The sequence below is a fragment of the Prevotella sp. E15-22 genome (assembly GCF_023204875.1).
Lineage (GTDB): Bacteria > Bacteroidota > Bacteroidia > Bacteroidales > Bacteroidaceae > Prevotella.
Map to the genome: position 1 here is coordinate 3,232,470 of NZ_CP096247.1, position 26,915 is coordinate 3,259,384.

The following is a 26,915-nucleotide window of genomic DNA, read 5'->3' on the forward strand; positions in this document are numbered from 1 at the left end:
TTTATTATTCGTCTTCTTCTTCGTCAGGACGGTCTTCCTCAATCACCAGGTTGTCGATGATGAAGTTCTGGCGCTCCATGGTGTTCTTACCCATGTAATACTCAAGGAGCTTCTGCACCTGGTCGGTCTTATGAAGGGTGACCTGCTCTAAACGGATATCAGGACCGATGAAACCAGCGAATTCCTCAGGAGAAATCTCGCCAAGACCTTTGAATCGGGTGATCTCTGGATCAGGTCCTAAATCGTGGATAGCCTTCAGACGCTCCTCATCGCTATAGCAATAGCGCACGATGAAATCGCTCTTTTTCCCACCTTTTGCATCCTCGGCAGCAATCACCTCCTTGTTACGAATCTTGGTGCGACGGTTGCGCACGCGGAACAACGGGGTCTGCAGCACATAGACATGGCCTTCGCGAATGAGTTCAGGGAAGAACTGGAGGAAGAAGGTGATGATCAGCAAGCGGATATGCATACCGTCGACATCGGCATCGGTGGCCACAATCACCTTGTTGTAACGTAGGGTATCCATACCCTCCTCTATGTCGAGGGCCGCCTGCAGGAGGTTGAACTCCTCGTTCTCGTAGACAACCTTCTTGGTGAGTCCAAAGGTGTTCAGGGGCTTTCCTCTTAATGAGAAGACCGCCTGCGTGTTCACGTCACGACTCTTCGTAATAGAGCCACTGGCTGAGTCGCCCTCAGTAATAAAGATGCACGACTCTTCCTTGCGGTCGTTCTTGATATCACTATAGTGGATGCGGCAGTCGCGCAACTTGCGGTTATGAAGATTAGCTTTCTTGGCACGCTCGCGAGCCAGCTTGGTGACACCAGCCATAGCCTTACGTTCCTTCTCGCTCTCCTGAATCTTCTGCATCATCACCTCGGCCGTGTCAGGGTTCTTATGCAAGTAGTTGTCAACCTCCGTCTTGATGAAGTCGCCCACATACTTGTTGATAGATGGGGGTGCAGGATGGTTGGCATCGACGGTGGTAGGCATGGGTGCCATGGTCAGCGAACCAAGCTTGATCTTGGTCTGACTTTCGAACATGGGCTCTTCTACATTCAGGGCAATGGCAGCCACGATACCTGTACGGATGTCGCCATACTCAAAGTTCTTCTGGAAGAACTCCTTGATGGTCTTGGCAATATGTTCCTTAAAGGCACTCTGATGGGTACCACCCTGCGTGGTGTGCTGACCGTTGACAAAGGAGTAATACTCCTCGCCATATTGGTTGGCATGGGTGAAGGCAATCTCGATATCCTCGCCCTGCAGGTGGATGATCGGATAGAGCGCATCGGCACTCATTCGGTCTTTCAGCAAATCTTCCAAGCCATGACGCGAGAGGATGCGTCGGCCATTGTACATAATGGTCAGACCTGTATTCAGATAAGTATAGTTGCGAAGCATGTTCTCCACGATGTCATCGTGGAACTTATAGTTCTGGAACAGCGTGTTGTCAGGCTCGAAGAAGATATACGTACCATTCTCGTCGTCAGTATTCTCTGTGACATCGTTGGTGAGCTTACCTTTCTCGAACGTGGCTTTACGCACCACGCCATCGCGATAGGAATGCACCTCAAAATGTGTACTCAACGCATTAACGGCCTTGACACCAACACCGTTCAAACCAATAGACTTCTTAAAGGCTTTCGAGTCGTACTTACCACCAGTGTTCAGCACACTAACGGCCTCAATCATCTTGCCCTGCGGAATGCCACGGCCAAAGTCTCGCACACTGACGCAAAGGTTGTTGTCGACATTAATCTCGATGCGGTTACCAGCCTTCATCTTGAACTCGTCGATAGAGTTGTCGATGACCTCCTTTAACAACACATAGATACCGTCCTCTGGGAGCGAGCCATCGCCCAGACGACCAATGTACATACCTGGACGCAGACGGATGTGCTCCGTACCTGTCAGGGTACGGATGTTGTCGTCGTTATAATCAACGGCTGTTTGCTGCTGTTCTTTGATATTCTCTTCTGCCATTACAGTTGTTTTTTATAACATCTTCTACGTTTATGCAACTCGTGGTCGAAATAGGCCCACTGACTCTGCACCTTGTCATTTGTCTCCATCTCGACATGCGTCTCACCCCATTTGATGCCATACTTCTGATAGGTGGGAATGAGATAGTGGAAAAGCAGGGCGTTGGCGCCCTTGGCTCTATATTCGGGCAGGATGCCCACCAACAGCAGGTCGACAATGTCGGTTTTGTGGAACTTCAAGGCACGAATAATATGCCACCAGCCGAAGGGGAACAGTCGACCATTATGGCATTTCTGAAGCGCCTTGGACAATGAGGGGATGGTGATGCCAACACCCACCACAGGATGATCGGGAAGGTTCCAGTCCTCAATGACGCAGAGCATGTCCATGTCGAAGAACTTGAAATACTGCTCTACGTAAACATCAATCTGGTGCTGGGTCATCTGCGAATAGCCATAGAGATGTCCGAAAGTCTTGTTGACCACATCGAGTACCTTCTGGCCATACTGCTCAGGACCAAACACCTGACTGCGCTTGAGGCGAGGCACATGGAGGTTATAGCGCGTCATACACAGTTCTGCAATACGCTGCATCTTGGCAGGCATACCGTTCTCCGGCACAAAAACCTTATATTCCACATAGTCATTGTCCTTCTCGTAACCCTCCATCTGTTCCATGTGACGGGGATAGTATTCGTAGTTATAAAGCGTGGCCATGGTGCCCAGTTCCTCGAAGCCCATGGTGAGCATGCCTTCTGGGTCCATGTCTGTAAAGCCCAACGGACCGATAATTTCGTTCATGCCATGCTCGCGACCATAGTCCTCAACCGCTTTCAGCAGCGCACGACTCACCTCCACATCGTCAATGAAGTCAAACCAGCCAAAACGTACGGCAGGGCGTTTCCACTGCTCATTATAGCGACGGTTGATGATGGCAGCCACACGACCCACCACCTTACCATCACGATAGGCCAGGAAATATTCTACATCGCAGAAATCGCAGGCAGGATTCTTCTCGCGCGACAAGGTGTTCACCTCATCGCTATACAAGTTGGGCGCATCATATTTGTTGCCCCTATACAGGTCATAACGAAATTGAATGAAAGCCTCAAGTCCTTGCTTGTCGGCCACTCGTTTAATCTCTACTACAGACATCCTTCTTAGTTATTATGTCGTTATATTCTCTATAAAATCGTACAAAGATACTGATTTTTTTGCAGATAACGACATAAATACAAGATTTTTAGGCTATTTTTAGGAATTTAGTGGTCTAACGCGCCTTTTCACAAACAACAAGCACACGCTGTCCATCGGCAAGGGTCGTGGCAAAAATATAGGTTTCTCCTCCGTCGCCCATCTTCAGTTTCTTGCGCAGTTCGGCCACCGTCATTGGGAAATTGCGCACAGTAATGTTTGCCTGACTCACGGTCTGGGAGAGTTTCTTCAGTTCCTGTTTGTTCATCGATGAAATGGACAGAACATGGAAGCTGCGACCAGGGAAGTCGGCCACGAACTGGTCTGATACGAACAGATGACTGTTATGCGCCAGCTGACGTAATGAGAACGCGCTGCATACGGCATCGAAACAGCCTGCTTTCATGATGGAAGCATGAGGTTCGTAGAGGAAAGTGAAAGACGAGAGATGAGCAATATCGTTAGAACTGGCGGACGACGGATGGTATATAAATACGGCATCGTCGTTGACACAATAAACAGGGAAAGGTTCTGCTGGCTGTTGTTGCATCACGATAAGCAGTTCCTTGCACTCGTTCTGTACAGAGACAATATGCACCTCGCTGACATACTGTTCACCCAGGTCGCTCACAGCCTTACGCCAATCGAGCATGGGCGAGAGTTTCAGCATCACCACATCCGCTTTCTGGAGCAGTTCATCCTTTATCTCGAGCACATTTGGGGTGCAATCGCCTATCCCATAGGTACGTCCGCCATGGTTATCGCGACGAGCTGGATCCATAAAGATCATCGTAGCATGAGAGAGAGCATGCAAGAAGTCGATTCCATCGCCGTTCACAGTTTTCACATTTTTCACAAGAATCTTGAAATTCTCCGATGAAATGGCAAATAATTGTGCATCACGTTCCACATATGTAGCCTCATCAAAAGCCTCTCTCATAAAGGCAAAATCAACGCCAAAACCACCCGTCAGGTCGACCAACGACGTGGGAGTAGCATAAGAAGAAAGCAGTCGCTTGGCAATAGTGGCCTTATAGCGCGCCGTCTGTTCGCTACTGCACTGCTCCATATTCAGGTGGGGAGGATAAAGAAGCCCGTCGAGAGCCGCCCATGAGAGCAGTTTTCGACGGGCTGTCTGTCTGCCCGCAATCTGACTCAAGGCCAGAGGCATGTCTACCTCCTTGTCGCGACATCCCTGTAAGGCTAACTGGCGGATGTCGGCATGGAGATTCTGCTCAATGAATTTGCGGGTCTTATCGTTCATTTACTTCATGTTTATTTTTCGGCCATTAACAATATAAAGGCCCTTTTTGGGATTCAGCACACGACGGCCTTGCAGGTCGTAGATGGCAGTGGAATTGGGAGCAGAGGGCACAACGTTAGCTATACCTGTAGGATCATAAATAGCAAGTGTCACCTTTACAGAAAGCATCTTGATATGACCACTTCCGCTTTCTGCGCCGAATGTCACGCCATCTGCCAAACCGTTCCAGGTGTAGCCATCGATAGCGCCACCACCTGACTGAAGCAGCAGTTCCTTGCTGCTATCCTTAGTGACAAACTCCAACTTCACCATCTCGCCGACACTCGACTCAACCTTCAACTCGTTGCCACCATACAAACGTATCTGCTCACCATTACAATACATATTGCCACTTGAGCCCTTAGAATAAGTGATGGTGATACCATTCTCACGACCCGTCAGCACATCTTCATCATTAGAATGTCTTGAGCCATTCCAATTAACGTTGAAGAATGCGTTGTTCAAGGCAATCTCTGTCGTCGTAGAGTCTGTATGGCCACCACCTGCATTGATTACGTATGTTGCTGTGGCCATAGGACTATACTTACCATTGAGATAAGCTATAGCCTGAATGGTGGTGGTTGTTGAGACATCGATGCCCTCGTCTGTATAAAGTGTATTGTGAATTGAGGGCACCACAGCTGTCAGGTCTGTCTTATAGTAGATGCTGGCACCTGGTGTGCTGCATGAGAGTTTTACATTGACCGGCTCCTTATAGGTGCCTGGTTCCAGCAAGAACACGGGCGTTGCCACCTCATCAGGATCAGGAATAACGACTCCGCCATAGTTATCATAGCTGAACGCCACATCCTTCTTATCGCCCCACACATATTGCTCCAGTCCTGGGTAGTCGACAAAGGGGTTACGGTTGCCTTGCACCTCCTGAACCGCATTGTTGCGTGCTATCTCAGTGGCATCCACAGGGTCTTGTTTTGACCAGCGCATCATCATGTCCATGCACCATGTCTTCAGACCCTGATACTTGTCTGAAGAGAAGACCTGCTTAGCACTGCCAGCAGACCAGTTGGTGAAACGATCCTCATAGCAGGTCACCATGTAGAAATAGATGCGAGCAATATCGCCCTTGATTTCGTCGTTGGGTTCAAAGACCGTGCCAGAGTAGCCAGCTGTCTTACAAGAACCGAGTTTTGAGTAGCTATTGTTCGAGACGTAAGTGGTGCTACCCACCTCGCCAAAGGGATAGCTGCTACGACGGTTGTTCACATAGCAGTCTGTTGGCAACACGTGAACGATATCTGAAACCATCGGACTTGACTTAGAGAACCAACTCTGAGGAACACTATGCTCTCTGTTCCAACCTGCGCCTTCACGCGAATTGCCGTTGCGGTCGTTCCAAGTATAGCTCGTACTGTTTGAGTACCAGTCGCGTATGTATCCATCAGGACGGGTGTCTGTTTTATGATAAGCTTCTATCAGTCCGTTATAGCTGACCACATCGGGATTTTTTATGATATTAAAGAAGGCTGTCTTTAAGGCAGCGCCTTTCTTTCCGTTGGCCTGCTGGTAATAGACACCCGAGTTATTGGGGCCCTGTGCCAAGACAGCAGACGTCACAAGGCACATGACAAAAGTAATTGTACAGTATAACTTTTTCATTGAATTAGTTTTAATGTTTATGCATGCAAAATTACGTATTTATTTCGAATTTACAGCGATTTTATACAAAAAAATAACGTATATGAAACATGCAGAAAAGCAAAATATAAGAAAAAGCGATAACTTTGCACCGAAAATCAATAACTAACAACAAGTATTTATGCTTAAACATTACTCTTTTGCAGGATTACTGATGCTGACAGCATTATTTATGCCTCAGCGTGCCAATGCGCAGATATCAGAGAATCCTTACAAGTTTCTAGGTAACATTACAACCAGCTATCAGATGGATGCAGGTGGCGGCGTGCCAAAGTTCTATCAACTTTGGAATCAGGTGACTTGTGAAAACGAGTCAAAGTGGGCATCAGTAGAAGGTAGCCGTGGCAATTTCAACTGGGGTGGAGCCGACAACGCCTTCAACTATGCCAAAAACCACAACTTCACTTACAAATTCCATGCTCTGGTATGGGGTGCCCAGTATCCCAGCTGGCTGGAAAAACTTTCGGCCAAGGAGCGTTTCTCGGCACTCACCAATTGGTTTGACAAAGCAAAAGCCAAGTATAAGACCCTACCCATGATTGACGTGGTAAACGAAGCTGTTGGTATGCATCAGCAGGGCAACCCCATGATAAAAGAGACCCTTGGCGGTGGCGGTAAGACGGGTTACGACTGGCTGATTAAAGCTTTCGAAATGGCCTACGAGCGCTGGCCTGACGCCATCCTGATTTACAACGACTATAACTCCATTCGTTGGGATCTTGACAATTATATCGACCTAGTTCGTGCTCTACGAGATGCTGGAGCTCCTATCGACGCCTATGGAAACCAAGCACATGAATTGAAAGGCATCAGCAAAAGTGAGCTAAGTAACAATCTAAAAAAACAGCAGGACAATTTAAAAATGCCGATGTTTATTACAGAGTATGACATTTCGTCTACTGACGATGCTGACCAAAAGAAATACTACCAAGAACAGATTCCCATCATGTGGGAGGCCCCATATTGTGCCGGTGTTACCCTTTGGGGCTATATCTATGGCAAGACATGGACTGATGATGGAAAAGGCTACTCCGGAATCTATAAAAATGGCGTCGAACGCCCTGCCATGACGTGGTTGAAAGAATACATGCAGACCGATGCTGCAAAGAATGCCGTAGGTCCGTTCCCTGGTACAAAGAAAGAGGCCTCCGTGTATATCCGTCCTGCCGCACAAAAGGTGGCTAAGGGCGATGTACTGCCCATCAAGGTGCGCGCCAGAATGGCTACCAAGACCATCGAGAAGATTGAACTGTATTTTGGCAACGACCTGATTGCCACAATGACCGAGGCTCCCTATATCACAGAGTATCAGGTGCCAAGCACGACAGCAGCTGGCTGGAAGACCCTCAAGGCCGTGGTTACTACCACCGACAGCGAGACCTACGAACGTCTGTCGCGTGTCAATGTGCTCAGCTCAACCACCAAGCGCGAGCCTTACAACGAGATTATACCTCAGCTGCCTGGCACCATCAACGTGACTGAATATGACAAGGGTGCCTCTGGCGTGTCATATAACAGTGCCTCACGCAGCAACGTGGCTACCAAGAACGGCCAGTGGATGGAGTACACCGTAGAGGTGGCCGACTCAGGCTTGTATACCATCGACGCCGAGGTGGCTTCATCGAAGGCTGGTGGTCTCTTCCACATCGCAGAATACACCCTCGACAACATCAATTATCTGACTGAGTACATTGAGGTGCCCAAGACAGGTGGCATCAGCGTTTACAAGCCCCTACACACCAACATGGTGATGCCTTTGGACAAAGGCCGTCACGTGCTGACACTGATGATTAATACGGGTGGCTTCTATATCAAGAACCTCACCTTTAAGCTTCTGAACGAGGATAAGACCAACATCGCTGTGGGCACACCTACCTTGAAGCCTGCAACCATCTTTGCCGGCGATTCGACAACTGTTGCTGTCACAGCCACATCAAAGAATTCTGCCACCATCGAGAAGATTGACTTCTACTCGAACGATCTGCTGATTGGCACTGTGACAGAGGCTCCCTATAGCATAACCTACAGTCCCGCCGACAAGGGTTCTTACACCATTACGGCCATCGTTACCAACTCGGAGGGCAAGACCAAGACATCGGCCAAGAAGACCCTGAAGGTCAACGGCAAGCGCCTGCCTTATAAGAGCACCATCACCATTCCTGGCACGATAGAGGCTGAGAACTTCGACAAGGGTGGCGAGGGCTTTACCTTCCACGACAAGGATGCCAACGACGAGGGCAATGCCAACTACCGCAACGACAACGAGGGTCTGGACCTTGTGAAGGGCAACAACGGCACGGCTATCGGCTACACCTCTAAGGACGAATGGACAGAATACTCTGTCAACGTGACCGAACCTGGCGAATACTCGTTCGAGGCTACCTGCTCTAATGGCTCAAGCTCTAACGGTGGCTTTAAGATTAGTCTGGTAAAGGGCAGCACCGTGACCCAGATTGGCACCGTCAAAGTGACGTCTACTGGCGGATGGGACACCTACAAGGTTATGAAAGGCACATTGACCAAGAACCTGGCTGAGGGTCAACAGATCCTGCGCTTCACCATCACCGACGGCAACTGTAACATTGACAAGGTGAAGTTCATCTGCACACTGAACACTGGCATCGAAAGCATCATTACGCCAGAACCCAAGCGTGTTGTCACCTACAACCTGAAGGGACAGAAGGTGGACGACAACTATAAGGGTATCGTGATCATCAACGGTAAGAAAGTGATGAGACGATAATGCCATATCATACCTGAGAAAACGGCAGTTCCTGCGTTAGGAACTGCCGTTTTGCTTTCCTTATTATTGAAAATAATCTTAAATCGCAGAATATTTCAGAAATTATGCGTAACTTTGCACCCGAGAATAATAAGGTATTAGTAAACACAGGAATATGAAGCAGACGAAAATCGTTGCATCGATTAGCGACAGACGATGTGACACCGAGTTCATACGCGCTCTTTTCAACGCAGGTATGAACGTGGTGCGTATGAACACAGCCCATGCCCCCGAGGAAGGTATCCGACAGATAGTAAAGAATGTGCGAGAGGTGAGTCATCACATAGGCATCCTCATCGACACAAAAGGCCCAGAGGTGCGTACCACCGCTTGCGCAGAGCCCATCCAGTATAAGACGGGCGATGTGGTGAAGATCTTCGGCCGTCCTGAGGTGGAGACCACCCACGACATTGTGAACGTGACATACAAGAACTTCGCTGCCGACCTGCACGAAGGTTGCCATATCCTGTTTGACGACGGTGCTCTTGACATGCAGGTCATCGGCATCAACGGTCCACAGATTACCGCTCAGGTGAAGAATGACGGCGTACTGGGCTCTCGTAAGAGTGTTAACGTGCCTGGCATCCACATTGACCTGCCTGCCCTCACCGAGAAAGACCGCAAGAACATCATGCTGGCCATTGAACTCGATATCGACTTCATTGCCCACTCGTTTGTGCGTTCGGCTGCCGACGTGAGAGCCGTACAGGCCATCCTCGACGCCTATAACTCAGATATTAAGATTATCTCGAAGATTGAGAATCAGGAGGGTGTGGACAACATTGATGAGATTATCGAAGCTTCATATGGTATTATGATTGCCCGTGGTGACCTGGGTATTGAGGTGCCCATCGAGCGTATTCCTGGCATCCAGCGCCGCATCATCCGTAAGTGTGTTCAGGCAAAAAAGCCCGTTATCGTGGCCACACAGATGCTACACTCCATGATTCAGAACCCCCGCCCCACCCGTGCCGAGGTTACCGATATTGCCAACGCCATCTACTATCGCACAGATGCCCTGATGCTCTCGGGCGAGACCGCCAGCGGTAAGTATCCTGTAGAGGCCGTTACCACAATGGCACAGATTGCCGAGCAGGCCGAACGCGATAAGTTGCGCGAGAACGACATCGAGATTCCCATGTCGCCCAACTGCGATATTCGTGAGTTTATGTCGCATAGCGCCATCGAGGCAACAGAGAAGTTGGGCGTGAAAGGTATTATCACCGACTCAACCACTGGTTACACGGCCCGTTCTCTGGCAGCTTTCCGTGGTCCCAACCCCGTGCTAGCCATCTGCTATATCGAGAAGGTGCAGCGACTGCTGGCTTTGAGCTACGGCGTTATTCCTGTATATCAGAAAGAGCACATTGACTGCGAGGAGCTCTTTACGGCTGCCGTACGCATGTTGCGACAAAAGGGCTATTTAGAGGAAGACGACAAGATTGCCTATCTGAGTGGCAACGTGGGCGAAGGCGGCGGTCCGAAGTTCCTTGAGATAAACACCGTGAAGGAGCTCTTTAGCAACAAATACCGCTTCCACCTGCCCAAAGCATGACCCATAGCATAGAAAACCTATCATTAAATTATAATTATTAACTATTTAATCAAGACAATGAAAGCTATGAAGTTATTCTTCACCCTGCTGCTGACCCTGTTCACCATGAACATCAGCGCACAAGTAGAAACGCCGAAGGACACCCCACAACTGGAGTTTGCCCTGCAACTGAAGGTAACACTCGGCGGCACCTTTGGCATCGACAACACGCAACACGGACGCCGCACGGTGATTCCCATCACAGGTGGCACCTTTGAAGGTCCCAACATCAAGGGAACCATCATCAGCGGTGGCGCCGACTATCAGTTGGCCAACGCTGACGGACGCTCAGAGGTAGAGGCCATCTACTGCATCAAGACCGACGACGGCGTGTATATCCACGTGCGTAATCGTGGCATTATCTGCAACAGTAAGGATGCCGATGGCAAGCCCTCGTTCTACTTCCGCTGTGCACCACAGTTTGAGGCTCCTGCCGACAGCAAATATGGTTGGCTGAACAACTCGCTGTTTCTCTGTGCTCCCTCGTTCTCAAGCGGTTTCAACGGCATTGTGCTTAATGTCTGGCGCGTGAAATAAAAACGCCTGAACCAATTTCCCCCCAACGTTTAGGAGTTTCCCTATACACGAATAGGAAAAACACCTTGCGGCGTTGCGCCGTAGTTTGTATCTTTGCAACATCAAACAGAAGTTCTTGCTCTGGCAAGCGTCCCTAGGGGCCGAGCGGAACCCTTTAAAAAGATACGACTATGAAGCAGATTTTTACTTACACCGCAATGTTCATGATGATGATGACGTTGTTCACCAGTTGTGACAGAGAGTTCTGGGAGGACATGGAAGACCGTAACGAGGCTCGTACGCTGGATGGTACATGGACGGGCTATATAGACACTTACTATTACGATCGTTGGGGATTGACGGGCGACAGTTATCGTACCACGATGTACTTCGAGCGTGAGAGTGCCTATAGCGGATGGGGCTACGAGGTTGACTACGACCTGAACAGCCGCTATAACGACTATTACTACTGCGAGTTCGAGTGGGATATCTACAAAGGAAGCATCCGCATTCGCTATGCCGACAGTTGGAACGACGTGTATATTAATGACTATCGCCTGAATAGCAATCGCTTCGAGGGCTATATGGACGATGGCACATCGAAAGATATACTCTTCCGCCTGACTTATGACAACCGCTTTGACTGGGGCTATTGGAACACGCGCAACTGCGCACGCAGAGCCAACGGCACCACCACCAACGAGAAAGTGATGGCCAGCGGTAAGTTTGCAAAATAAGCTTCAATAGGAACACATATAATATAAACAAGGCTCCCCTGTGACACAAGTGGTTCAGGGGAGCTTTTTTGCGTGTGTTTTAGATGGTAAAAGACACTCTAGGAAATTACTTGAATTGATTTAAATTGATTTAATCTTTATCTATTAGCACAGTCGGAGTGTCATGATAACGACCCACCACAAGGAAGGTCTTTTGTGTCTGATAGCGATAGAAACCTGACAGCGTCGTAATCACCAGTTCGTAGCTGCGTCCTATCTCAAGTTGGTCAAGAGTCAACAGATTTCGGCCCTGTCCAATCGGAGCATTCTTCGGTTTAAACTCATAGAACATGCCATCAGGAATGAGCACGGTCTGTGGATCGTCGAGGTTGATAGCTGTAGAGAAAATACCTAGCGACGAGGTGATGCCCATAAAGATAAAGTGGACACTGCTGCCACAATAGGTGCGCAACAACTCGAAACTGGCACTTAGCTGGTCGACATCGTACACCATCACGCAACGGAGACCAGGCCATAGGCTGGTGAGCAACTGCGTGCCAATATGGTGGTCTTCCATGATTTCGCGGATAGCATTCGCCCTGACAGCATTCGCTTCCACCACATTGCTACCACTTTCTATTTCCTCTGTCAGACGCGGCCACGTCTTTTCAATATAACGCAGCAACTTCAACAGATTCTCGTATTTCTTACAAATGGCCAGCGAGATATCACGCTGACTCAGAGCATATAACGCCTGCAGATGAAGAATCTCCTCTTTGTCCGACGCATCGGCCACATCAAGAGGAATGGCATAGACGCGTTCATTGTCAAACTCGCGCTTCACCAACAGACGTCCTAGCAGATTACCAACAGTCAACCCTGAAGATCGGCGCTCAACCCTGCTGGACAACAGATTCAGCGTTTTTCCTTCTGTGAGATAACCATAGTTGGCTGCTATATAAAAGCCGGCACAAAACCCATAATCATAACACACCTGTACTCCCCAACGCGACTGCGGAATAACCTTTCCATCAGGCAAACAAGAAATATTCTCGGTGAGATATGCCGTTAGCACATTGCGCTCGCCGTTCATGATGCGAGATATATAGGGAGCATAATCATCATAGGTGGTCAAGGGCAGGCTCTTCTTGAAATCATCCAAATTACGAATATGTTCGAAACCGTATTTACGACCATAGTCGGACTTATCGTTTTCGCGCATCAGCCTCATCACAAACTCCTCCTGACTGCGCATCGGGTCGTAGGTAATGTCGTCGAGCCTGTTTCTGACTCGCTGACCATCAGCCCAACGAGCCTCGTTAACCATCTTAATTGTATTTTCGCCCATGAATGGTGTGTTCCGTGATATATGTGTTGTGTTTTGTTGTACAAAGATATGTATTTTTTGATAGGTGGCAATGACTTATAGGTCATATAACCTCAATTTTTGTAAATTCTAAAACATAATTGTAAATTCTAAAAGAGAAATGGTGTCTGTTTTATTTTTTTTGACTATCTTTGCAAAATCAAATTCAGCATATGTACGAACATCAAGGACTGCAAGATATCTTCTTCATGATGCTTTACGGTGGAGCCACCCTGTTTGCTGTTGTGGCTTGCCTTTACCTGCTATTCACTCAAGGAAACATGTTCCTGACATCTGTCAACCCGTCAAAGAGTTTACGCCGATGGACAGCCGCCTTTATGGCCGCTGTAGCAGCAAGTCATGCATGGTGGGTGATCTTAAGCATCTACCTTCTGAAAGACGACAGACAGATGCGTCATATCATTGCCATCACTTTAGACCGACTGACGTTCGTGCCCTTGATGATGGTTATCTTTCTGCGTATGTTGCAAGACCGACGTCGCCCGCTGTGGCCCATCTTTGCGGCAATGGTACCCTTAGCAGTAATATCGGTCATCAGTTTCATCACACGCAGCGAGACCTTTGAATGGTATACAAAACTGTATAGCATCATTCTTTGTGTGGCATTTACTCTCTATTATATCCTGGAAGTAAGGAACTACAGTCATTGGCTTCGTGATAACTACGCCGACCTGCAAAACAAAGAGGTGTGGCAGAGCTTAATGCTACTAGCCTGCATTGTGCTCATCTATGCTGCGTATGCTACCAACGAGGGAGCACTCGCCACGGAATACCTGTCACAGATTAACACACTGATCATCATTGCTTTTGTATTGTGGCGCGTAGAGACATTACAACTGCTGAGCCCCACGACAGAGGAAGTCTATAATGAGGAGGGACCAAAAGAGAATAACGCCGTTAATATTGGCACACTATTGGAACAGCACTGCAAGAACACGCAGCTATATCTACAGCACGACCTCTCTCTACAACAGTTGGCCACTGCTATTGGCACCAACCGCACATATCTGAGTGCCTATTTCGCCCAACAGGACATCACATATAACGCATATATCAACCGCTTACGTATTGATCATTTTATGCAACTCTATAGTAAAGTTGCAGCCTCATCGCACATCACGACAGCCAAGACGATAGCACAACAAAGCGGCTTCCATAGTTACGTCACTTTCAGTGTTGCCTTTAAGAAATATATGGGCACCACCGTAACTGAGTGGATGAAAGAACAATCATAATCATTATAAAAAAGTCCCTGCACCAAATGGGCGCAGAGACCTTTTTATGATTAGAAAGCAGTAAAATAATTATTTTCCTGTTCCCACAATCTTTGAAACGTCGAGCATCATGCTACCGTTACCACCCATAATCTGGGGCATCTTGCCATCCCATTTCTCAATCATGTCCTCCTGAACAATCATTGGCGAAAGCGATGCAGCAATAGTGCGGTTGTAGTAAGCCTCAGCATCAGCCTTGATCTTCATGGCCTTAGCGTTACCCTCGGCCTTGGCAACGGCAATTTTGGCATTGGCCTCGGCCTCCTTCACCTCGTTCTCAGCCTTCAGCGCGCTCTGGATGGCGGTGTTCTTGGCGTCGATCATCGAAAGCAATGATGATGGAGGCGTAATCTTACTCGTAAACTCCTCCACCAGGAAACCCTCGCTCATCAGCGACTTCTCCAGACGCTGGCGCACATCACGCTCGAAGTTGGCACGGTTTGACATCAGCGAATCCGAGGTATATTGGTTTGCACAGGTGCGATAGGCCTCATAAATACAGGTACGGATATAGCCTTCCTCCAGTTCCTTCACGCCTACACGATATTTTGTGAAGATGTCGCAGGCCTTATCAGGGTTGATACGATAGGCGATGGTTGGGTCCATCTCGAAGAGCGAAGCGTCCTTAGCATTCACTGAGAACGTTTCGTATTGCTTACGCTGTGTGAAGGTGGGATAGGTAAACACGCTAGTGGTGATGGGATTGTAGAATACCCAACCCTTGCAGGTGCCTTCTACGCCACCATAATCTTGCTCATTGAGCGACCACTTGTGAAAGCGAATGCCAACCTCGCCCGAGTCGACCACGGTGCAACAGGTGGCAAAGACAATCAACAGGAAAAGAATACTACCTGCCACAATGGCAAATGTACGGAAGACAGGATTCTTCATGTCAAAGGAATAACCTGAATTGTTTGTTGTTTTCATTGTTTTATGGGTTTAATTTGATTGGATGATTATTCGTTTCCAGACTGCATCAGCCACACGTCCTTATCATTGAAAGAACAGACTGACACCTGCCACTGAGATGATGGCACCCACAACAGCCCGCCAGGTAATCTTCTCATGGAAGAGCCAATAGGAGGGCAATAGGATGATGATGGGCGTCATGGCCATTAGCGTAGAAGCTATGCCTGCAGCCGTATATTGAACGGCCATCAGCGAGAAGCCAACACCAATGAAAGGGCCAAAGAGCGTAGTGGCCAGAGCCACAGCAAAGCCTTTTCTGTCGCGTACGGCTGAACGGAAATGGGTGACTTCGCCACGCAGATACAGTAATATCGAGAAGCCTATGATACCAGCCACACAGCGATAGAAGTTGGCACTGAACGGTACCAGCCATCCTGGCATATCAGGCGAATATTCGTAATGGTCCATACCTATCTTACTCAACACGAGTCCAACACCCTGGCACATTGCTGCTCCCACAGCATAGAGCACACCATTGAGAGGCAATTTGAGCGACACACGGTGATGTTCGCCACGCCCCAGAACAGAGATGCCGATGCCTGAGAGGGTTATCAACATAGCTATTATACTCATCAGAGTGAGTCGCTGTCCTAAGGTGACCCAGGCCATCAGTGCTGCCGATACGGGGGCAAGGGTCATGAACAACTGTCCAAAGCGGGAACCAATGATGATGTAGCACTGAAACAGGCAGAAGTCGCCTATGACATAGCCCACAAAACCCGATAGTAGCATCCATCCGCAGGCCTCGCCAGTGACACCTCCTGGAACGAGGCTTCCTGTTGTCAGATAAAACAGCACCAACGAGAGTACTAATGCCAGCGACATGCGCATCACGTTAAGTGTCAGGTTACCCATTCGCTTGCTGCCAAACTCGCTCAGCAAGGCCGTGGCCGTCCATGAGAAGGCCACACCAATGGAAATCATTTCTCCTAAATAAGTCATTGTTTAGTCTTTTGTTTGTTTAAGTATTATCATTCTGTTTGTAATGTTGTTATGCAAAGGTACGCTTTTTTCCTTAAATTACGGCTTTTTACAAAGAAAATCGTAGGATTTTCGATTTTTTTTGAAGTGCAATGCAATGTTTGACCATTTTGGTGCGTATATATAAGTAGATTATCCAAGATAAAGCAATGATAAAATCAGACATAGACCTGATAGAGGGATTACTGAAACGTGATCCCAAAGCCCAGCAGACGATGCTCGACCGCTTCGGACGCGATGTCTTCGCACAGGTGGTGCGACTCATCCCCGTCGTCGAGAACGCCGAGGAGGTCTATCAGGATGTGTTCATCAAGGTGTTCAGCAACATTGGCAAGTTTAACTCTGAAAGGTCATCGCTCAAGACATGGATATCGCGCATCGCCTACAACGAGGCCATCAGCTTTCTGAGAAAGAAAAGCACACCAATGATTTACTTTGAGGACTACGACGGCGAGGCCCTGTCGGACGAGGAGGTGGACGAGACCTTCGGGCAGGCCAACAAGGAGACCGTACAACTGATACGAGCAGCGCTGAAACACCTGCCACCCGAGGAGCGAGCCCTCATCACCATGTTCTATTACGAGGAAATGAGCTTGAAGGATATCGCCTTTGTCACAGAGTCGCTACCAACGACCATCGCCTCGAAGCTGAGTAGGACGAGAAAGAAACTTTGTAGAATCATCAAAATGTTACAGTCATGAAGGAGGATATACTTAATACTTTACGCCAGCAGGACACCAACCTGCGCGACGCCATCCAAGAGGAAGATAAGGCGCTGCCCCAGATGCCGGCAGACCTGAACGCCCGACTGATGCAGCGCGTGGGTAGCGACACGAACGTACGTAAGCATCGCACCATCTGGCCCTGGATTGCCGCTGCCTGTGTCACGGCTCTCATCGCCGTCTACCTGACGCCACCCAAAGACGTCATTCCCCACCAGGATGTCGTGACGAAGGTAGAACAGAAAGCGGAAGAGCCCATGGCGGATAGTCAAGAGAGCAGACTCTCTGATTTCAGCGCAGCGAAAACAATTGAAGACGCTCCGCAGGCGCCTGCCGCTCCCGTCAAGCACAAGCGTGTGGCATCAAAACAGCCCGTTGTCGTCGATAAAGAGCTTTTGCTGGCCCAAGAGACAACGGAAACAGCTCATGCCGAGGAAATACCCATTCACACAGAAGAAACGGCCTCAGCGACGCTGACAGAGCGCGACATCCCCATCACGCGACCCGAGAACCTGAAGTACACCCCTGAAGAGATAGCCCTGATGAAGCAGCAAGCCACTGAGGCTTATCTGAAGTGGGTACAGTTGGAACTCGAAATTTCAAAATATAACTTAGAACAAACAGCTCAACAATAAAATCATTGATTATGAAACGATTTTTCATCATGCTGCTCATTACCTGCAGCGCCATTGCCACAACCAACGCCCAAAGAGTAACTCCTCAAATGCGAAGCATGATAAGGAAGGAGGTAGATGGACATTTGAAAAGAATGAAGGCTCTTCAAAATCAAGACAAATCCACCAAAAAAACTCAGGGAAAGTCTGCCCAGAAGACCACATCTACGACTGCGTCGACTAAGACCACCACAACTACAAAGAAGCCAACAAACGTTATCAAAGTGTTGAATGATGTGATCTCCTCATGGGGACTGAATGATGCCAACCAATTCTCTGTCAAAAGGAATCCCAACACCAACCTGATCGAGTCGAGCGAGAGAATCGTATCTTTTTCTGCAAAAGAGAACTTCTATCCAGAACAGATAGAAAAAGCCTTTATGAAAGATGAGCCCTTGAGTTACTCTTTTATACATGTGGCACCTCACAATACGCAGCTTTATAGCATCGATATGGTGAACAGCGACAACAAGGTGGTGCCTGATATCCCCGTTCGACGCAACTACAATCAAGAGATGTGGTTCATGTGCGTGAAGAATACTGAGAATCCAGAACTGCGCGATATCTATGCCATTGTATGGGAAAAAGGTCGTGAAAGCAAAATCATCACAGGCTCAGTATATATGATTACCTCAAAGCGTCCTGACCTGTACGAACGAGCAAAGATGGCGGAAAAGATGAGAGGAAATTTCGACCTGGGCATAATTGATGTCGACACTGTGGAAATAGCAAGGAAGGCAGAACAGGCAAGAAAAGTTTTCGAAGTGCGTCCTGATACAGTTGTTATCGACGATTTTGTGCCTGATTCGATTCCCTGTGAAACCATCGATGAGGTTCACATCATAACACCTCCTGAAGACAACAGCAACAGGTGGAACGTCACTCCCCTGCCCTACACCCCCAACGACCGTCAGCGCATCGACGTAAAGACCACCCCACAATGGAAACAGGAGATAGAATGGCGTTTGCAGGCAAAAGTCTTCTTTATTAAAAATGATATAGACTTCATCAAAGCCACCTACGAGTCCATTGGAAAGAACTATCAGGCACGACTCAACACCTCGTCAAACTTCGAGCAGCTTCTTAAGCAAAACAAGGAGTTGGACAAGAAATACCAAGACTTCATCAAGTCGTTCAATAAGATCCAAAACATCCCTGAAAACGAAAGGAATAATCTTCAGGCCGACCTCTATAAGGAAATCCTGAAGTTCTATACCGAGCAGAACAAGGCCTTCACAGACATGAACAAGCAGTTGGGCACGCTACCCAAATCGGGCCAGAAGACTCAGAAATACCTCATTGAACTCACAGAGAAATATATGAACGAGATGACCAAGCTGATGTCAAAATACAAATAAGCTTTCTTATTTCAGCACCCTATCCACGCTGCCTGCCTCCAGCAGGCGGCGTTTTGCTTCTTCATAGTCCAGGCCGAGGGACTCCTGAATCATGCGTGTGCCACGGTCTATGAGTTTGGCGTTGGTGAGTTGCATCTTCACCATGCGATTGCCACTTACGCGCCCCAGGCGAATCATCAGCGAGGTGGAAATCATGTTCAGAACCATCTTCTGGGCTGTGCCACTCTTCATACGACTGCTACCCGTCACGAACTCTGGTCCCACGATGGTCTCGATAGGATACTCAGAGGCATTGGCCAAAGGGGTTTGAGGGTTACTGGTGATGCAGCCCGTCAGCAAACCACGACGCCTGGCCTCGCTGACGGCTCCAAGAACATAAGGTGTGGTGCCCGAGGCCGCAATGCCTATCACGGTGTCGTCGGCAGTCGGCTGAAAGGCCTCAAGGTCCTGCCATCCCTGCTCAGGAATATCCTCAGCACGCTCTACAGCCCGTCTGAGGGCCTCATCGCCCCCAGCGATGATACCCACCACCCTGTCGGGCGAAACGCCAAACGTAGGCGGCAGTTCGCTGGCATCGAGCACACCCAGTCGTCCGCTGGTGCCGGCACCCACATAAAAGAGGCGTCCGCCATGCTTCATTCGCGGCTCAATGGCTTTTACCAGCGCCTCTATCTGCGGCAGAGCCCTGCCCACGGCCTCAGCCACCAGCGCATCCTCCTCGTTGATATGCACCAGCAACTCGCCTACCGTCATCTCTTCCAGATGATCATAGCGTGAGGGCTGTTCTGTTATCTTATCATTTGTTTCCACGTGATATTATTTTGCTCTCTGATACACACGGACATAATCTATTTCGTAGCGCATGGGGAAGGCAGCATTGTCGATAGTACCACCATTATCACCACCAAGGGCCAGGTTCAGCAGGAGATACTGCGGACTGTTGAAGGGATTCTGATGGCGGCCGATGGAACCATTGACAGTAGAGGCAAGAGGCACCTCATTGAGCAACTCATCATCCAGGTAGAGGCGGATGGCAGTTTCGTCCCAGTCCATACGCCATGTATGAAAATGCTGCTCCCAGTTGGGATCACGCTCGATGAAATGGGTAAATTTCGTCTTTTTACTGTTCCACACAGCCTGATAATGCTGGTCGTTGCCCCACGCCACATTAGCCAGGATATGAGGCACGCCGTTGATGCGATAGAACTCCATGAGGTCAATCTCGCCACACGAGGGCCACTCCATGCCGCTGCCCAACGTCCAGATGGCAGGCCACGAACCGCCAGCCACGGGAATACGGGCACGCACCTCCAAGCGTCCGTAGAGGAAGGAATACTTCCCCTGCGTGGTGAGGCAAGCCGAAGTATAGTCAATCGTCTTGCGCTGCTGTCCCCAGTAATGGGCATGCTCACGATAGGTGGGGTTAGGACGCTGTTCACGTCGTGCCTCGATAATCAGCAGGCCGTTCTGCTGATAAGCGTTCTGAGACTGATACCACTGGTCCTCGTGGTTGCGCACGAAGCCCTGCTCATAGTTCCACACGGTGCTGTCTGGACGACCGTCCTTGTTGAACTCATCGCTCCACACCAACTTCCAATCCTGTGCCATAAGCGGCATCGCAGCCCATAGCAGCATGCCTAATATCGTGACGTTCTTTTTCATACGCTGCAAAAATACGGAAAAAACGTGAGAATACCAAAGAAAACTCGTAACTTTGCACCATGATGACAAAGAAACCCGTATTGCAATACTATCCCCTGGGCGAGGGCGTGACAGCCTTCAGCAGCACACGACAGGGCGGCTATAGCGAAGGACGCTATGGCGAGTTTAACATCAACCGCTATTGCGGCGACAGCGAAGAAGCCATCCAGAAAAATCGTGAGGCTTTGTGCCAACTGTTGGGCATCGAAGACCATAGTCTGCTGATGCCGCATCAGGTACATCTGGCGGAAATTGCAGTCGTTGACCGTGAGATGCTGACTCTTCCGACTGAGGAAATACAGCAAAAACTCGATGGAATCGACGCTTTGATGACAAACGAAGCTGGCGTGTGTATCGGCGTGTCTACTGCCGACTGCATCCCTGTGTTGCTCTACGACCCCATACAGCGCGCCTCCTGCGCCATTCACGCCGGCTGGCGAGGAACAGTCCAGCGCATCGTAGAAAAGGCCGTAGCGCGAATGACAGGGGTTTTTGGCTCAGATCCCCAAAATCTCATCGCCCAGATTGGTCCTGGCATCCATCTGGAAAGCTTCGAGGTGGGCGATGAGGTGTATCAGACCTTCGAGAAAGAAGGCTTTCCAATGGAACTGATCAGTAAGAAATATGAGAAGTGGCACATAGACCTGCCAGAATGCAACCGTCTGCAACTCGTGGCAGCAGGTATCCCAGAGACGCATATTGCCGTCTCGCCCGTATGCACCTTCCAGCAGTCGGACACCTTCTTTTCTGCACGCAAACTGAGCATAAACTCAGGCCGCATCTTCACAGGCATCCTGCTTCAGGAATCAAATACCTGAAACAACAAAACGGGCACCAGTGGTATATTCCAGGTCGAGCGTAAGACTATAGCCCATCGAATTAGCGAGGCGACGAGCCAGCGGCAGTCCGATACCAAGCGTGTGCTCTGTGGGTGAGAGACGTACGAACGGCTCGAAGATGCGCTCAGCATCAGCAGCAGGAATCACAGGACCCGTATTGCTGACAGAGATAGAGTAAGTGCCATTGGACTCTGCATGACAAGTCATCAGCACCTTGCCGCTGGTGGCATACTTATCAACATTATCAAGCAGGCAATTCATCAGCTCCTGCAGCAACGGACTAACAGTGACCTTCACATCGTCAGCCACATCCGACTTAAACTCTAGTTCCAGCGTACGCTTTCTGTCTGCAGAAAGTGGTGAGGCCTCCTGGTGCAGGTCATAACTGTTCAGGATAGAATGGGCTATCTCGTTCAAGCCCACCACATCCTGTTTAGGCGTTGGAATATCATCACCATAGAGACTATACAGCACAAGCTTGTGGGTGGAAACAGCCACATGATAAGCATCGCGACATATCTCGTGACGCATCTTCAGATATTCCTCCTGAGGAATTTGTGCGTTGGCCTCAATGATAAACTCCGCTGTGCCTATCAACGTTTGGATGGGCGAACGCAGCGCATCCAGACAGATGCGCTTCTCCTCCTCAGTGATACTTGCCGTTCCACGTGCATAGGAATCGAGTACAGAGTCCATCAGCGACTCAATCTGATGGGCAGAATTGATGATATCACGATAGCGCTTGTTTTGTCCCTCTGGATTCAGATTGAAGTCAGGCGTATTGATAGCGCGTGCATAGTTACGCAGCACGTTGATGGGCGAATTCAGCTTATCCTTGATGGTGCTCACGAAAGCACGGCGGATGGCCTGAGCAGCCTCAGTACTGCGATGAGCCTCCTGCAACTGCAGGAACTGTTCCTTGAGTCGGCGATTCTTTCTGTGGCGATAAATCAGCATGCACACAAGCAGAGCGATGATGAAGAGCGCCATCACGCCGACGATCCACAGTTGCATGTGGCGAAGCTCGGCTTTCTCGCGCTCTGATTGCAGCAAGTCGATGTCGTGGGTCAGGTCAACAAGCTCCTCGCTCAGCACCTCGCTGTCGGCAGCATGCGACAGACTGTCCTTCAGTTCTGCACAACGGAAGGCACGCTCCCAGTCGCCCATCTTCTCATAGACATTCATGCGCAACTCGTTAGCCACCTCCAGCACCTTGACAGAGTCGCACCAGGCCAGTGCACCCTGATAATCATCACGCATCAGGCATCGGCAAACCATCACCTGCTCGAGGTTGGCAGCATTAAACTGCGAGGGATTGTTCTGACGGATGCTGTCGTACTTCTCAAAATAGCCATTAAAGGCCGCTTCATCGCCCATCATGTTGGCAATGATACAGCGATAGCCCAGCACGCCACTCTCAAACATCGGGTTCTGAAGCATCTGCTGGGGCAGACTGTCAAGACAAGCCATGGCCTCGGAAGGACGCTTAAAACTGAGCGACTGGGCCAGAGAGAGATAGCAGTTGAACACTGCAGTCGTCTCGTGCTCTGTGTCGATGCTACGAAGCGCGCGACGGAAATACTCCTCACCCATCTCTGGCAGGTTACGACTATTATAATATAGCCCCAAAGCCATATTAGGAATATAGAGATATTGCTCCTGACGACGGTCGCGAATATCCTCCATGATATGATGAATCTGGATGAAGGCACGATGGAAGTGCTTTTGGTTGACGTCATAGATAGCACGGTTCAACCACGCACGATAGAACTTTTCCCAGTCCTCATGCTGTTCCAGATAGTTCAAGAAAGACTGATTAACATCATAGAAAGCCGTGTCGTTTCCACTCACCTGTGCTTCGTATATACGCTGTGCAAACGCCTGCTCATTCTGTTCCTCGATCGATGGTTGCTGCTGTGCATAAAGGGAAACGCCTGCTACCAGCAAAGTAGCTGTCATTACAATCTTTTTAAAACTTAATATCATAGTTACCTTGAATTTTAATATTGGAAAATGGTTAGGGAACACGTTCAGGTATGTTCTTCCGTCTGCAAAGTTAATAAATATCTGTCTAACCAGCAAAGATGATGCATTATTTTCAACTATTCCCAAGCATTTTTGTAAATTCTAAAAGGTCATTGTATATTTTAAAACAAAAAGAAGGCAACATAAATAAACGAGGGAAATAGACCTTGAATCTATCTCCCTCGCATTTGTTCTTAATAACTAGTAACAGGACGGACTGGCGAACCATAGTATCGCTCAGCACCTGTATAACTAATATTCTTCATACCATAACTACTTCCATTGTCAATCCAAAGCGCTATTGAGTATTCATCATAGTAATTATTAAGTGACGACGACCAGCAGGTACATCTGTAAAAATCAGAGTTGCTTCTTATTCCGTTTTCATTCCAATACCATGCACCAGGAAAGAAGATGGTTTTCTTATTTACCGTGCTGGTCAGAAGGAATCCATTCACTCCGTTCTGAGTCGTCGCTGTAATCTTTGTATATTTCTCTAATTCGTTGATTTCACTATAAGTAGGCATGCGCCAGACACTTCCCCATTTCAAGGTCGCTACGTCATAGTTTGCTGTTAAAGTGTAATCACTATTTGAAACCTTCTTAACAACGCCACGCGATTCCAGTTCATCGGTAGTGAGCCCTTTCCACTTGTAGTTGTCTTTGGTGTAACTCGTTTTTGTCGTCGTCTCGCCCCAGGCATAGTAATCACCAGATTCCTCAGAAGTAGTTGCACCAACATTCATCGTGGCCCACTTCGTGCCACTCGGCAATCCGAGGTCAACATATTCGTGACCATAATAGTTTATAGTGTTTTTGGGCGTAGTAAAATTCTTAATATCCCCATAGTAGGTCGTCTTATAGTCTTTGACATAAGCTCGATAATAATAAGTGGTTTGTTCACTAAGATTTTTCAATGAAACGGTAAACGTATTGCCACTTGTAATTTCAGAGGTAGTGACCCAATTGTAATAGCCACTCTCAAATCCCTCTTTGCTTTCTGAGTATTGTACGCCCAACGATTCATAGCTTAAAATAGCACTATTCCTGAAACTGCTAGAGATAGTCGCCGATTTATAGGTGATATTGGTTGCATCACCTGTATTGACAAGTCCTCCCAGAGAGGTCGTAAAGCTGTTAACACTTCCATAGTAGGTATTCCCACCGCTTATCATGAACGCACGATAGTAGTAGATGGTGTTCGATTGCAGGTTAGCAAGTTCTACTGTATAGGCATTCCCAGAGATATTGCTTGACAAGCATAATACGCCCTGCCTATTATCCACAACACTTCTTTCTGTAGAATACATCACACCAAGTTGAAGGGAACTTGCGCTTTTTCCAGAAGTATAGTTGCAAGAAATGGAAGCCGAAGATGCCGTTAAATTAGTCACCGATCCAGTAAAGACCTGCTCGGAGCCGCCCTTGCCTGTATCTCCATCAGAACTATCGTCACCTCCACACGAGATACCAAATGCACTTATCAATAGTGTCACCCAAGCGATGGTGAAAAAGGATAAAAGTTGTTTTCTCATATAAATCTAGTTTTAGGGGTTTAACTTTATGTTATTAGATATTCTGTCGGCAAATATACGAAAACTTTCCGAATTATGAAGCGATAAATGGAAAAAGTTGTACTTTTGCAAAACGAATTCAATTGGTATGGATAATAAACAGGTCAACGTAAACCACTACAAGGATGGGACGACAAGTGTGCTACGCAAGGCTGTCGTGTTTACAGAATTGCGTTTCTATCAGCGCAGCGATGTACTCTATCAGATAACCCAGATATTCTGTCAACGTTATTTGCCTCAGTACGGTGATAGAACTGTGGATCAAATGGTTCAGGCTGCGCGTAGTACAAAGCAAAATATTGCAGAAGGAAGTAGTGATGGGCAGACATCAATGGAGGTAGAGATGAAACTGCTGGGCATAGCTCGTGGTAGCAACAAGGAACTTTTGGAGGACTATCAGGATTATTTAAAACGTAAGGGGAAAGTGGAATGGTTCGGAAAGAATCAGCGATTCGAGCGTATGCACGATTTCTGCAAATATCACAGTAAGTATGAGGACTACCAGCCGCTCTTAAGCAAGATGAACGATGAGGAGTTAGCTAATATGGCTATCTGCTTATGTCATCAAGTGGACAAGGCTCTAACCAGCTATATTGAGCGTAAAGACCGAGAGTTTACAACAGAAGGTGGTATTCGTGAGCGTATGACTGCCGCAAGGCTGGAACAACGCGAGACGCAGAAACAAATCATTGCTCGGCAGCAGAAGGAAATAGAGACTTTAAGGGCAGAAGTGAAGCGCCTTAGGGCCCTTCTGGATGGTGATGCCGGATAGCCCAGAACATCCGGAATGTCCAGAAAATCCAGAAAATCCGGAATGTCCGGAAATTCCGGAAATTCCGGAAAAATTAAAAGGAGCGATTCTTCAATAGAATCGCCCCTTTTAATTAAATATCAGGTGATATCCTTAATCAGCCAACTTTGCCTTGATCATCTCGCGGTTCAGGCGAGCGATGTTAGCGATGGTCTCATTCTTAGGACATACAGCCTCACAAGCACGGGTGTTGGTACAGTTACCAAAGCCCAGCTCGTCCATCTTGGCGATCATGTTCTTCACACGACGGGCAGCCTCAATCTTACCCTGGGGAAGCAGGGCCAGCTGAGAAACCTTTGACGAAACGAAGAGCATGGCAGAACCGTTCTTACATGCTGCAACGCAAGCGCCGCAACCAATACATGTAGCGCAGTCCATAGCCTCGTCGGCATCCTCCTTAGGAATCAGGATAGCGTTAGCGTCCTGAGCCTGACCAGTACGGATAGAGGTGTAGCCACCAGCCTGGATAATCTTATCGAAGGCATAGCGGTCGACCATACAGTCCTTGATCACGGGGAAGGCAGCCGAGCGCCAGGGCTCCACAGTGATTACGTCGCCATCGTTGAAACGACGCATGTAGAGCTGACAGGTGGTAGCGCCACGCTCAGTGCGACCGTGAGGTGTACCGTTGATGTAGAGTGAGCACATACCGCAGATACCCTCGCGGCAGTCGTGGTCGAACACGAAAGGCTCCTTGCCTTCGTTGATGAGCTCCTCGTTCAGGATGTCGAGCATCTCAAGGAAAGAGGTATCATCGGGGATATCCTTCATTTCGTGGGTATCGAAGTGTCCCTGGTCCTTGGGGCCATTCTGGCGCCAGAACTTTATAGTAAATGAAATATTTCTTGCCATA

22 protein-coding genes are annotated in these 26,915 nt (G+C 48.5%); 10 read left to right on the forward strand and 12 right to left on the reverse strand.

The genetic code is table 11. The features are described 5' to 3' along the window. Nucleotides 1-4 precede the first annotated feature (4 nt). The 4 genes from M1D30_RS13330 to M1D30_RS13345 all read right to left on the reverse strand — a co-directional run bounded on the left by M1D30_RS13330 (nt 5) and on the right by M1D30_RS13345 (nt 6,100). The gene (locus M1D30_RS13330) at nt 5-1,987 is read right to left on the reverse strand and encodes a DNA topoisomerase IV subunit B (RefSeq protein ID WP_248504775.1); all 1,983 of its coding nucleotides are present in this window, start codon (nt 1,985-1,987) and stop codon (nt 5-7) included. Then, entirely contained in the window at nt 1,987-3,141 is a 1,155-nt protein-coding gene (locus M1D30_RS13335) for an N-acetyltransferase (RefSeq protein ID WP_248504777.1), read from the reverse strand. The genes M1D30_RS13330 and M1D30_RS13335 overlap by 1 nt, the downstream gene beginning before the upstream one ends. 115 nt (nt 3,142-3,256) lie before the next feature. Further along, nucleotides 3,257-4,444 carry an SAM-dependent methyltransferase gene (locus M1D30_RS13340; protein ID WP_248504778.1) on the reverse strand — a complete coding sequence of 396 codons (1,188 nt, stop codon included), beginning with the start codon at nt 4,442-4,444 and terminating at the stop codon, nt 3,257-3,259. Further along, nucleotides 4,445-6,100, reverse strand: coding sequence for an endonuclease (locus M1D30_RS13345; protein WP_248504780.1), 1,656 nt, complete (start codon nt 6,098-6,100; stop codon nt 4,445-4,447). A gap of 160 nt (nt 6,101-6,260) precedes the next feature. On the opposite strand from M1D30_RS13345, the gene M1D30_RS13350 reads away from it, so the two are divergent. The 4 genes from M1D30_RS13350 to M1D30_RS13365 all read left to right on the forward strand — a co-directional run bounded on the left by M1D30_RS13350 (nt 6,261) and on the right by M1D30_RS13365 (nt 11,768). Beyond that, a complete protein-coding gene (locus M1D30_RS13350) occupies nt 6,261-8,882 on the forward strand; it encodes an endo-1,4-beta-xylanase (RefSeq protein ID WP_248504783.1) in 2,622 nt (873 codons plus the stop codon). 154 nt (nt 8,883-9,036) lie between these two features. Continuing rightward, nucleotides 9,037-10,476 carry a pyruvate kinase gene (gene pyk, locus M1D30_RS13355; RefSeq protein WP_248504785.1) on the forward strand — a complete coding sequence of 480 codons (1,440 nt, stop codon included), beginning with the start codon at nt 9,037-9,039 and terminating at the stop codon, nt 10,474-10,476. Nucleotides 10,477-10,533: 57 nt separating this feature from the next. Next, the gene (locus M1D30_RS13360) at nt 10,534-11,052 is read left to right on the forward strand and encodes a DUF3237 domain-containing protein (RefSeq protein ID WP_248504787.1); all 519 of its coding nucleotides are present in this window, start codon (nt 10,534-10,536) and stop codon (nt 11,050-11,052) included. 170 nt (nt 11,053-11,222) lie between these two features. Next, complete coding sequence (locus M1D30_RS13365; protein ID WP_248504789.1) at nt 11,223-11,768, forward strand: hypothetical protein; 546 nt, start codon at nt 11,223-11,225, stop codon at nt 11,766-11,768. A gap of 130 nt (nt 11,769-11,898) precedes the next feature. Here M1D30_RS13365 and M1D30_RS13370 read toward each other — a convergent pair whose 3' ends face one another. Beyond that, nucleotides 11,899-13,095: a GH3 auxin-responsive promoter family protein gene (locus M1D30_RS13370; protein ID WP_248504791.1), complete on the reverse strand. Its 1,197-nt coding sequence runs from the start codon at nt 13,093-13,095 to the stop codon at nt 11,899-11,901. Between the two features lie 191 nt (nt 13,096-13,286). Between M1D30_RS13370 and M1D30_RS13375 the strand changes: the two genes are divergently transcribed. Further along, entirely contained in the window at nt 13,287-14,369 is a 1,083-nt protein-coding gene (locus M1D30_RS13375) for an AraC family transcriptional regulator (RefSeq protein ID WP_248504793.1), read from the forward strand. A gap of 69 nt (nt 14,370-14,438) precedes the next feature. On the opposite strand, the gene M1D30_RS13380 is transcribed toward M1D30_RS13375, so the two are convergent. Beyond that, entirely contained in the window at nt 14,439-15,335 is an 897-nt protein-coding gene (locus M1D30_RS13380) for a prohibitin family protein (RefSeq protein ID WP_248504795.1), read from the reverse strand. A gap of 66 nt (nt 15,336-15,401) precedes the next feature. Further along, the gene (locus tag M1D30_RS13385; RefSeq protein WP_248504797.1) at nt 15,402-16,319 is read right to left on the reverse strand and encodes a DMT family transporter; all 918 of its coding nucleotides are present in this window, start codon (nt 16,317-16,319) and stop codon (nt 15,402-15,404) included. 188 nt (nt 16,320-16,507) lie between these two features. Between M1D30_RS13385 and M1D30_RS13390 the strand changes: the two genes are divergently transcribed. Genes M1D30_RS13390 through M1D30_RS13400 form a run of 3 tightly spaced genes read left to right on the forward strand, consistent with a single transcriptional unit; the run spans nt 16,508 to nt 19,112 of the window. Next, nucleotides 16,508-17,059, forward strand: a complete 552-nt coding sequence (locus M1D30_RS13390) for an RNA polymerase sigma factor (RefSeq protein WP_248504799.1) — start codon at nt 16,508-16,510, stop codon at nt 17,057-17,059. Beyond that, nucleotides 17,056-17,715 carry a hypothetical protein gene (locus tag M1D30_RS13395; protein WP_248504801.1) on the forward strand — a complete coding sequence of 220 codons (660 nt, stop codon included), beginning with the start codon at nt 17,056-17,058 and terminating at the stop codon, nt 17,713-17,715. The genes M1D30_RS13390 and M1D30_RS13395 overlap by 4 nt, the downstream gene beginning before the upstream one ends. Before the next feature lie 11 nt (nt 17,716-17,726). Beyond that, complete coding sequence (locus M1D30_RS13400) at nt 17,727-19,112, forward strand: hypothetical protein (RefSeq protein ID WP_248504803.1); 1,386 nt, start codon at nt 17,727-17,729, stop codon at nt 19,110-19,112. A 6-nt stretch (nt 19,113-19,118) separates the two neighbouring features. On the opposite strand, the gene murQ is transcribed toward M1D30_RS13400, so the two are convergent. Together murQ and M1D30_RS13410 are read right to left on the reverse strand one after the other, a co-directional pair. Beyond that, on the reverse strand, nt 19,119-19,922 hold the full coding sequence (murQ, locus tag M1D30_RS13405; RefSeq protein WP_256466172.1) for an N-acetylmuramic acid 6-phosphate etherase: 804 nt from the start codon (nt 19,920-19,922) through the stop codon (nt 19,119-19,121). Between the two features lie 6 nt (nt 19,923-19,928). Continuing rightward, the gene (locus M1D30_RS13410) at nt 19,929-20,774 is read right to left on the reverse strand and encodes a family 16 glycosylhydrolase (protein WP_371874107.1); all 846 of its coding nucleotides are present in this window, start codon (nt 20,772-20,774) and stop codon (nt 19,929-19,931) included. A 59-nt stretch (nt 20,775-20,833) separates the two neighbouring features. On the opposite strand from M1D30_RS13410, the gene pgeF reads away from it, so the two are divergent. Further along, nucleotides 20,834-21,631, forward strand: coding sequence for a peptidoglycan editing factor PgeF (gene pgeF, locus M1D30_RS13415; RefSeq protein ID WP_248504805.1), 798 nt, complete (start codon nt 20,834-20,836; stop codon nt 21,629-21,631). Here the strand turns inward: pgeF and M1D30_RS13420 are convergent. Then, entirely contained in the window at nt 21,620-23,611 is a 1,992-nt protein-coding gene (locus M1D30_RS13420) for a sensor histidine kinase KdpD (RefSeq protein WP_248504807.1), read from the reverse strand. The genes pgeF and M1D30_RS13420 overlap by 12 nt on opposite strands. 260 nt (nt 23,612-23,871) lie before the next feature. Further along, nucleotides 23,872-25,212 carry a fibronectin type III domain-containing protein gene (locus M1D30_RS13425; protein WP_248504809.1) on the reverse strand — a complete coding sequence of 447 codons (1,341 nt, stop codon included), beginning with the start codon at nt 25,210-25,212 and terminating at the stop codon, nt 23,872-23,874. Between the two features lie 127 nt (nt 25,213-25,339). Here M1D30_RS13425 and M1D30_RS13430 point away from each other — a divergent pair, with 127 nt between their 5' ends. After that, nucleotides 25,340-26,023: a four helix bundle suffix domain-containing protein gene (locus M1D30_RS13430; protein WP_248504811.1), complete on the forward strand. Its 684-nt coding sequence runs from the start codon at nt 25,340-25,342 to the stop codon at nt 26,021-26,023. A 132-nt stretch (nt 26,024-26,155) separates the two neighbouring features. On the opposite strand, the gene M1D30_RS13435 is transcribed toward M1D30_RS13430, so the two are convergent. Continuing rightward, a complete protein-coding gene (locus M1D30_RS13435) occupies nt 26,156-26,914 on the reverse strand; it encodes a succinate dehydrogenase/fumarate reductase iron-sulfur subunit (protein WP_248504812.1) in 759 nt (252 codons plus the stop codon). Between the last annotated feature and the right edge of the window lies 1 nt (nt 26,915).

Coding starts and splice junctions, on each gene's coding strand:
- M1D30_RS13330 (WP_248504775.1), bottom strand. CDS start 1,987: ATGGCAGAAGAGAATATCAAAGAACAGCAGCAAACAGCCGTTGATTAT.
- M1D30_RS13335 (WP_248504777.1), bottom strand. CDS start 3,141: ATGTCTGTAGTAGAGATTAAACGAGTGGCCGACAAGCAAGGACTTGAG.
- M1D30_RS13340 (WP_248504778.1), bottom strand. CDS start 4,444: ATGAACGATAAGACCCGCAAATTCATTGAGCAGAATCTCCATGCCGAC.
- M1D30_RS13345 (WP_248504780.1), bottom strand. CDS start 6,100: ATGAAAAAGTTATACTGTACAATTACTTTTGTCATGTGCCTTGTGACG.
- M1D30_RS13350 (WP_248504783.1), top strand. CDS start 6,261: ATGCTTAAACATTACTCTTTTGCAGGATTACTGATGCTGACAGCATTA.
- pyk (WP_248504785.1), top strand. CDS start 9,037: ATGAAGCAGACGAAAATCGTTGCATCGATTAGCGACAGACGATGTGAC.
- M1D30_RS13360 (WP_248504787.1), top strand. CDS start 10,534: ATGAAAGCTATGAAGTTATTCTTCACCCTGCTGCTGACCCTGTTCACC.
- M1D30_RS13365 (WP_248504789.1), top strand. CDS start 11,223: ATGAAGCAGATTTTTACTTACACCGCAATGTTCATGATGATGATGACG.
- M1D30_RS13370 (WP_248504791.1), bottom strand. CDS start 13,095: ATGGGCGAAAATACAATTAAGATGGTTAACGAGGCTCGTTGGGCTGAT.
- M1D30_RS13375 (WP_248504793.1), top strand. CDS start 13,287: ATGTACGAACATCAAGGACTGCAAGATATCTTCTTCATGATGCTTTAC.
- M1D30_RS13380 (WP_248504795.1), bottom strand. CDS start 15,335: ATGAAAACAACAAACAATTCAGGTTATTCCTTTGACATGAAGAATCCT.
- M1D30_RS13385 (WP_248504797.1), bottom strand. CDS start 16,319: ATGACTTATTTAGGAGAAATGATTTCCATTGGTGTGGCCTTCTCATGG.
- M1D30_RS13390 (WP_248504799.1), top strand. CDS start 16,508: ATGATAAAATCAGACATAGACCTGATAGAGGGATTACTGAAACGTGAT.
- M1D30_RS13395 (WP_248504801.1), top strand. CDS start 17,056: ATGAAGGAGGATATACTTAATACTTTACGCCAGCAGGACACCAACCTG.
- M1D30_RS13400 (WP_248504803.1), top strand. CDS start 17,727: ATGAAACGATTTTTCATCATGCTGCTCATTACCTGCAGCGCCATTGCC.
- M1D30_RS13410 (WP_371874107.1), bottom strand. CDS start 20,774: ATGAAAAAGAACGTCACGATATTAGGCATGCTGCTATGGGCTGCGATG.
- pgeF (WP_248504805.1), top strand. CDS start 20,834: ATGATGACAAAGAAACCCGTATTGCAATACTATCCCCTGGGCGAGGGC.
- M1D30_RS13420 (WP_248504807.1), bottom strand. CDS start 23,611: ATGACAGCTACTTTGCTGGTAGCAGGCGTTTCCCTTTATGCACAGCAG.
- M1D30_RS13425 (WP_248504809.1), bottom strand. CDS start 25,212: ATGAGAAAACAACTTTTATCCTTTTTCACCATCGCTTGGGTGACACTA.
- M1D30_RS13430 (WP_248504811.1), top strand. CDS start 25,340: ATGGATAATAAACAGGTCAACGTAAACCACTACAAGGATGGGACGACA.
- M1D30_RS13435 (WP_248504812.1), bottom strand. CDS start 26,914: ATGGCAAGAAATATTTCATTTACTATAAAGTTCTGGCGCCAGAATGGC.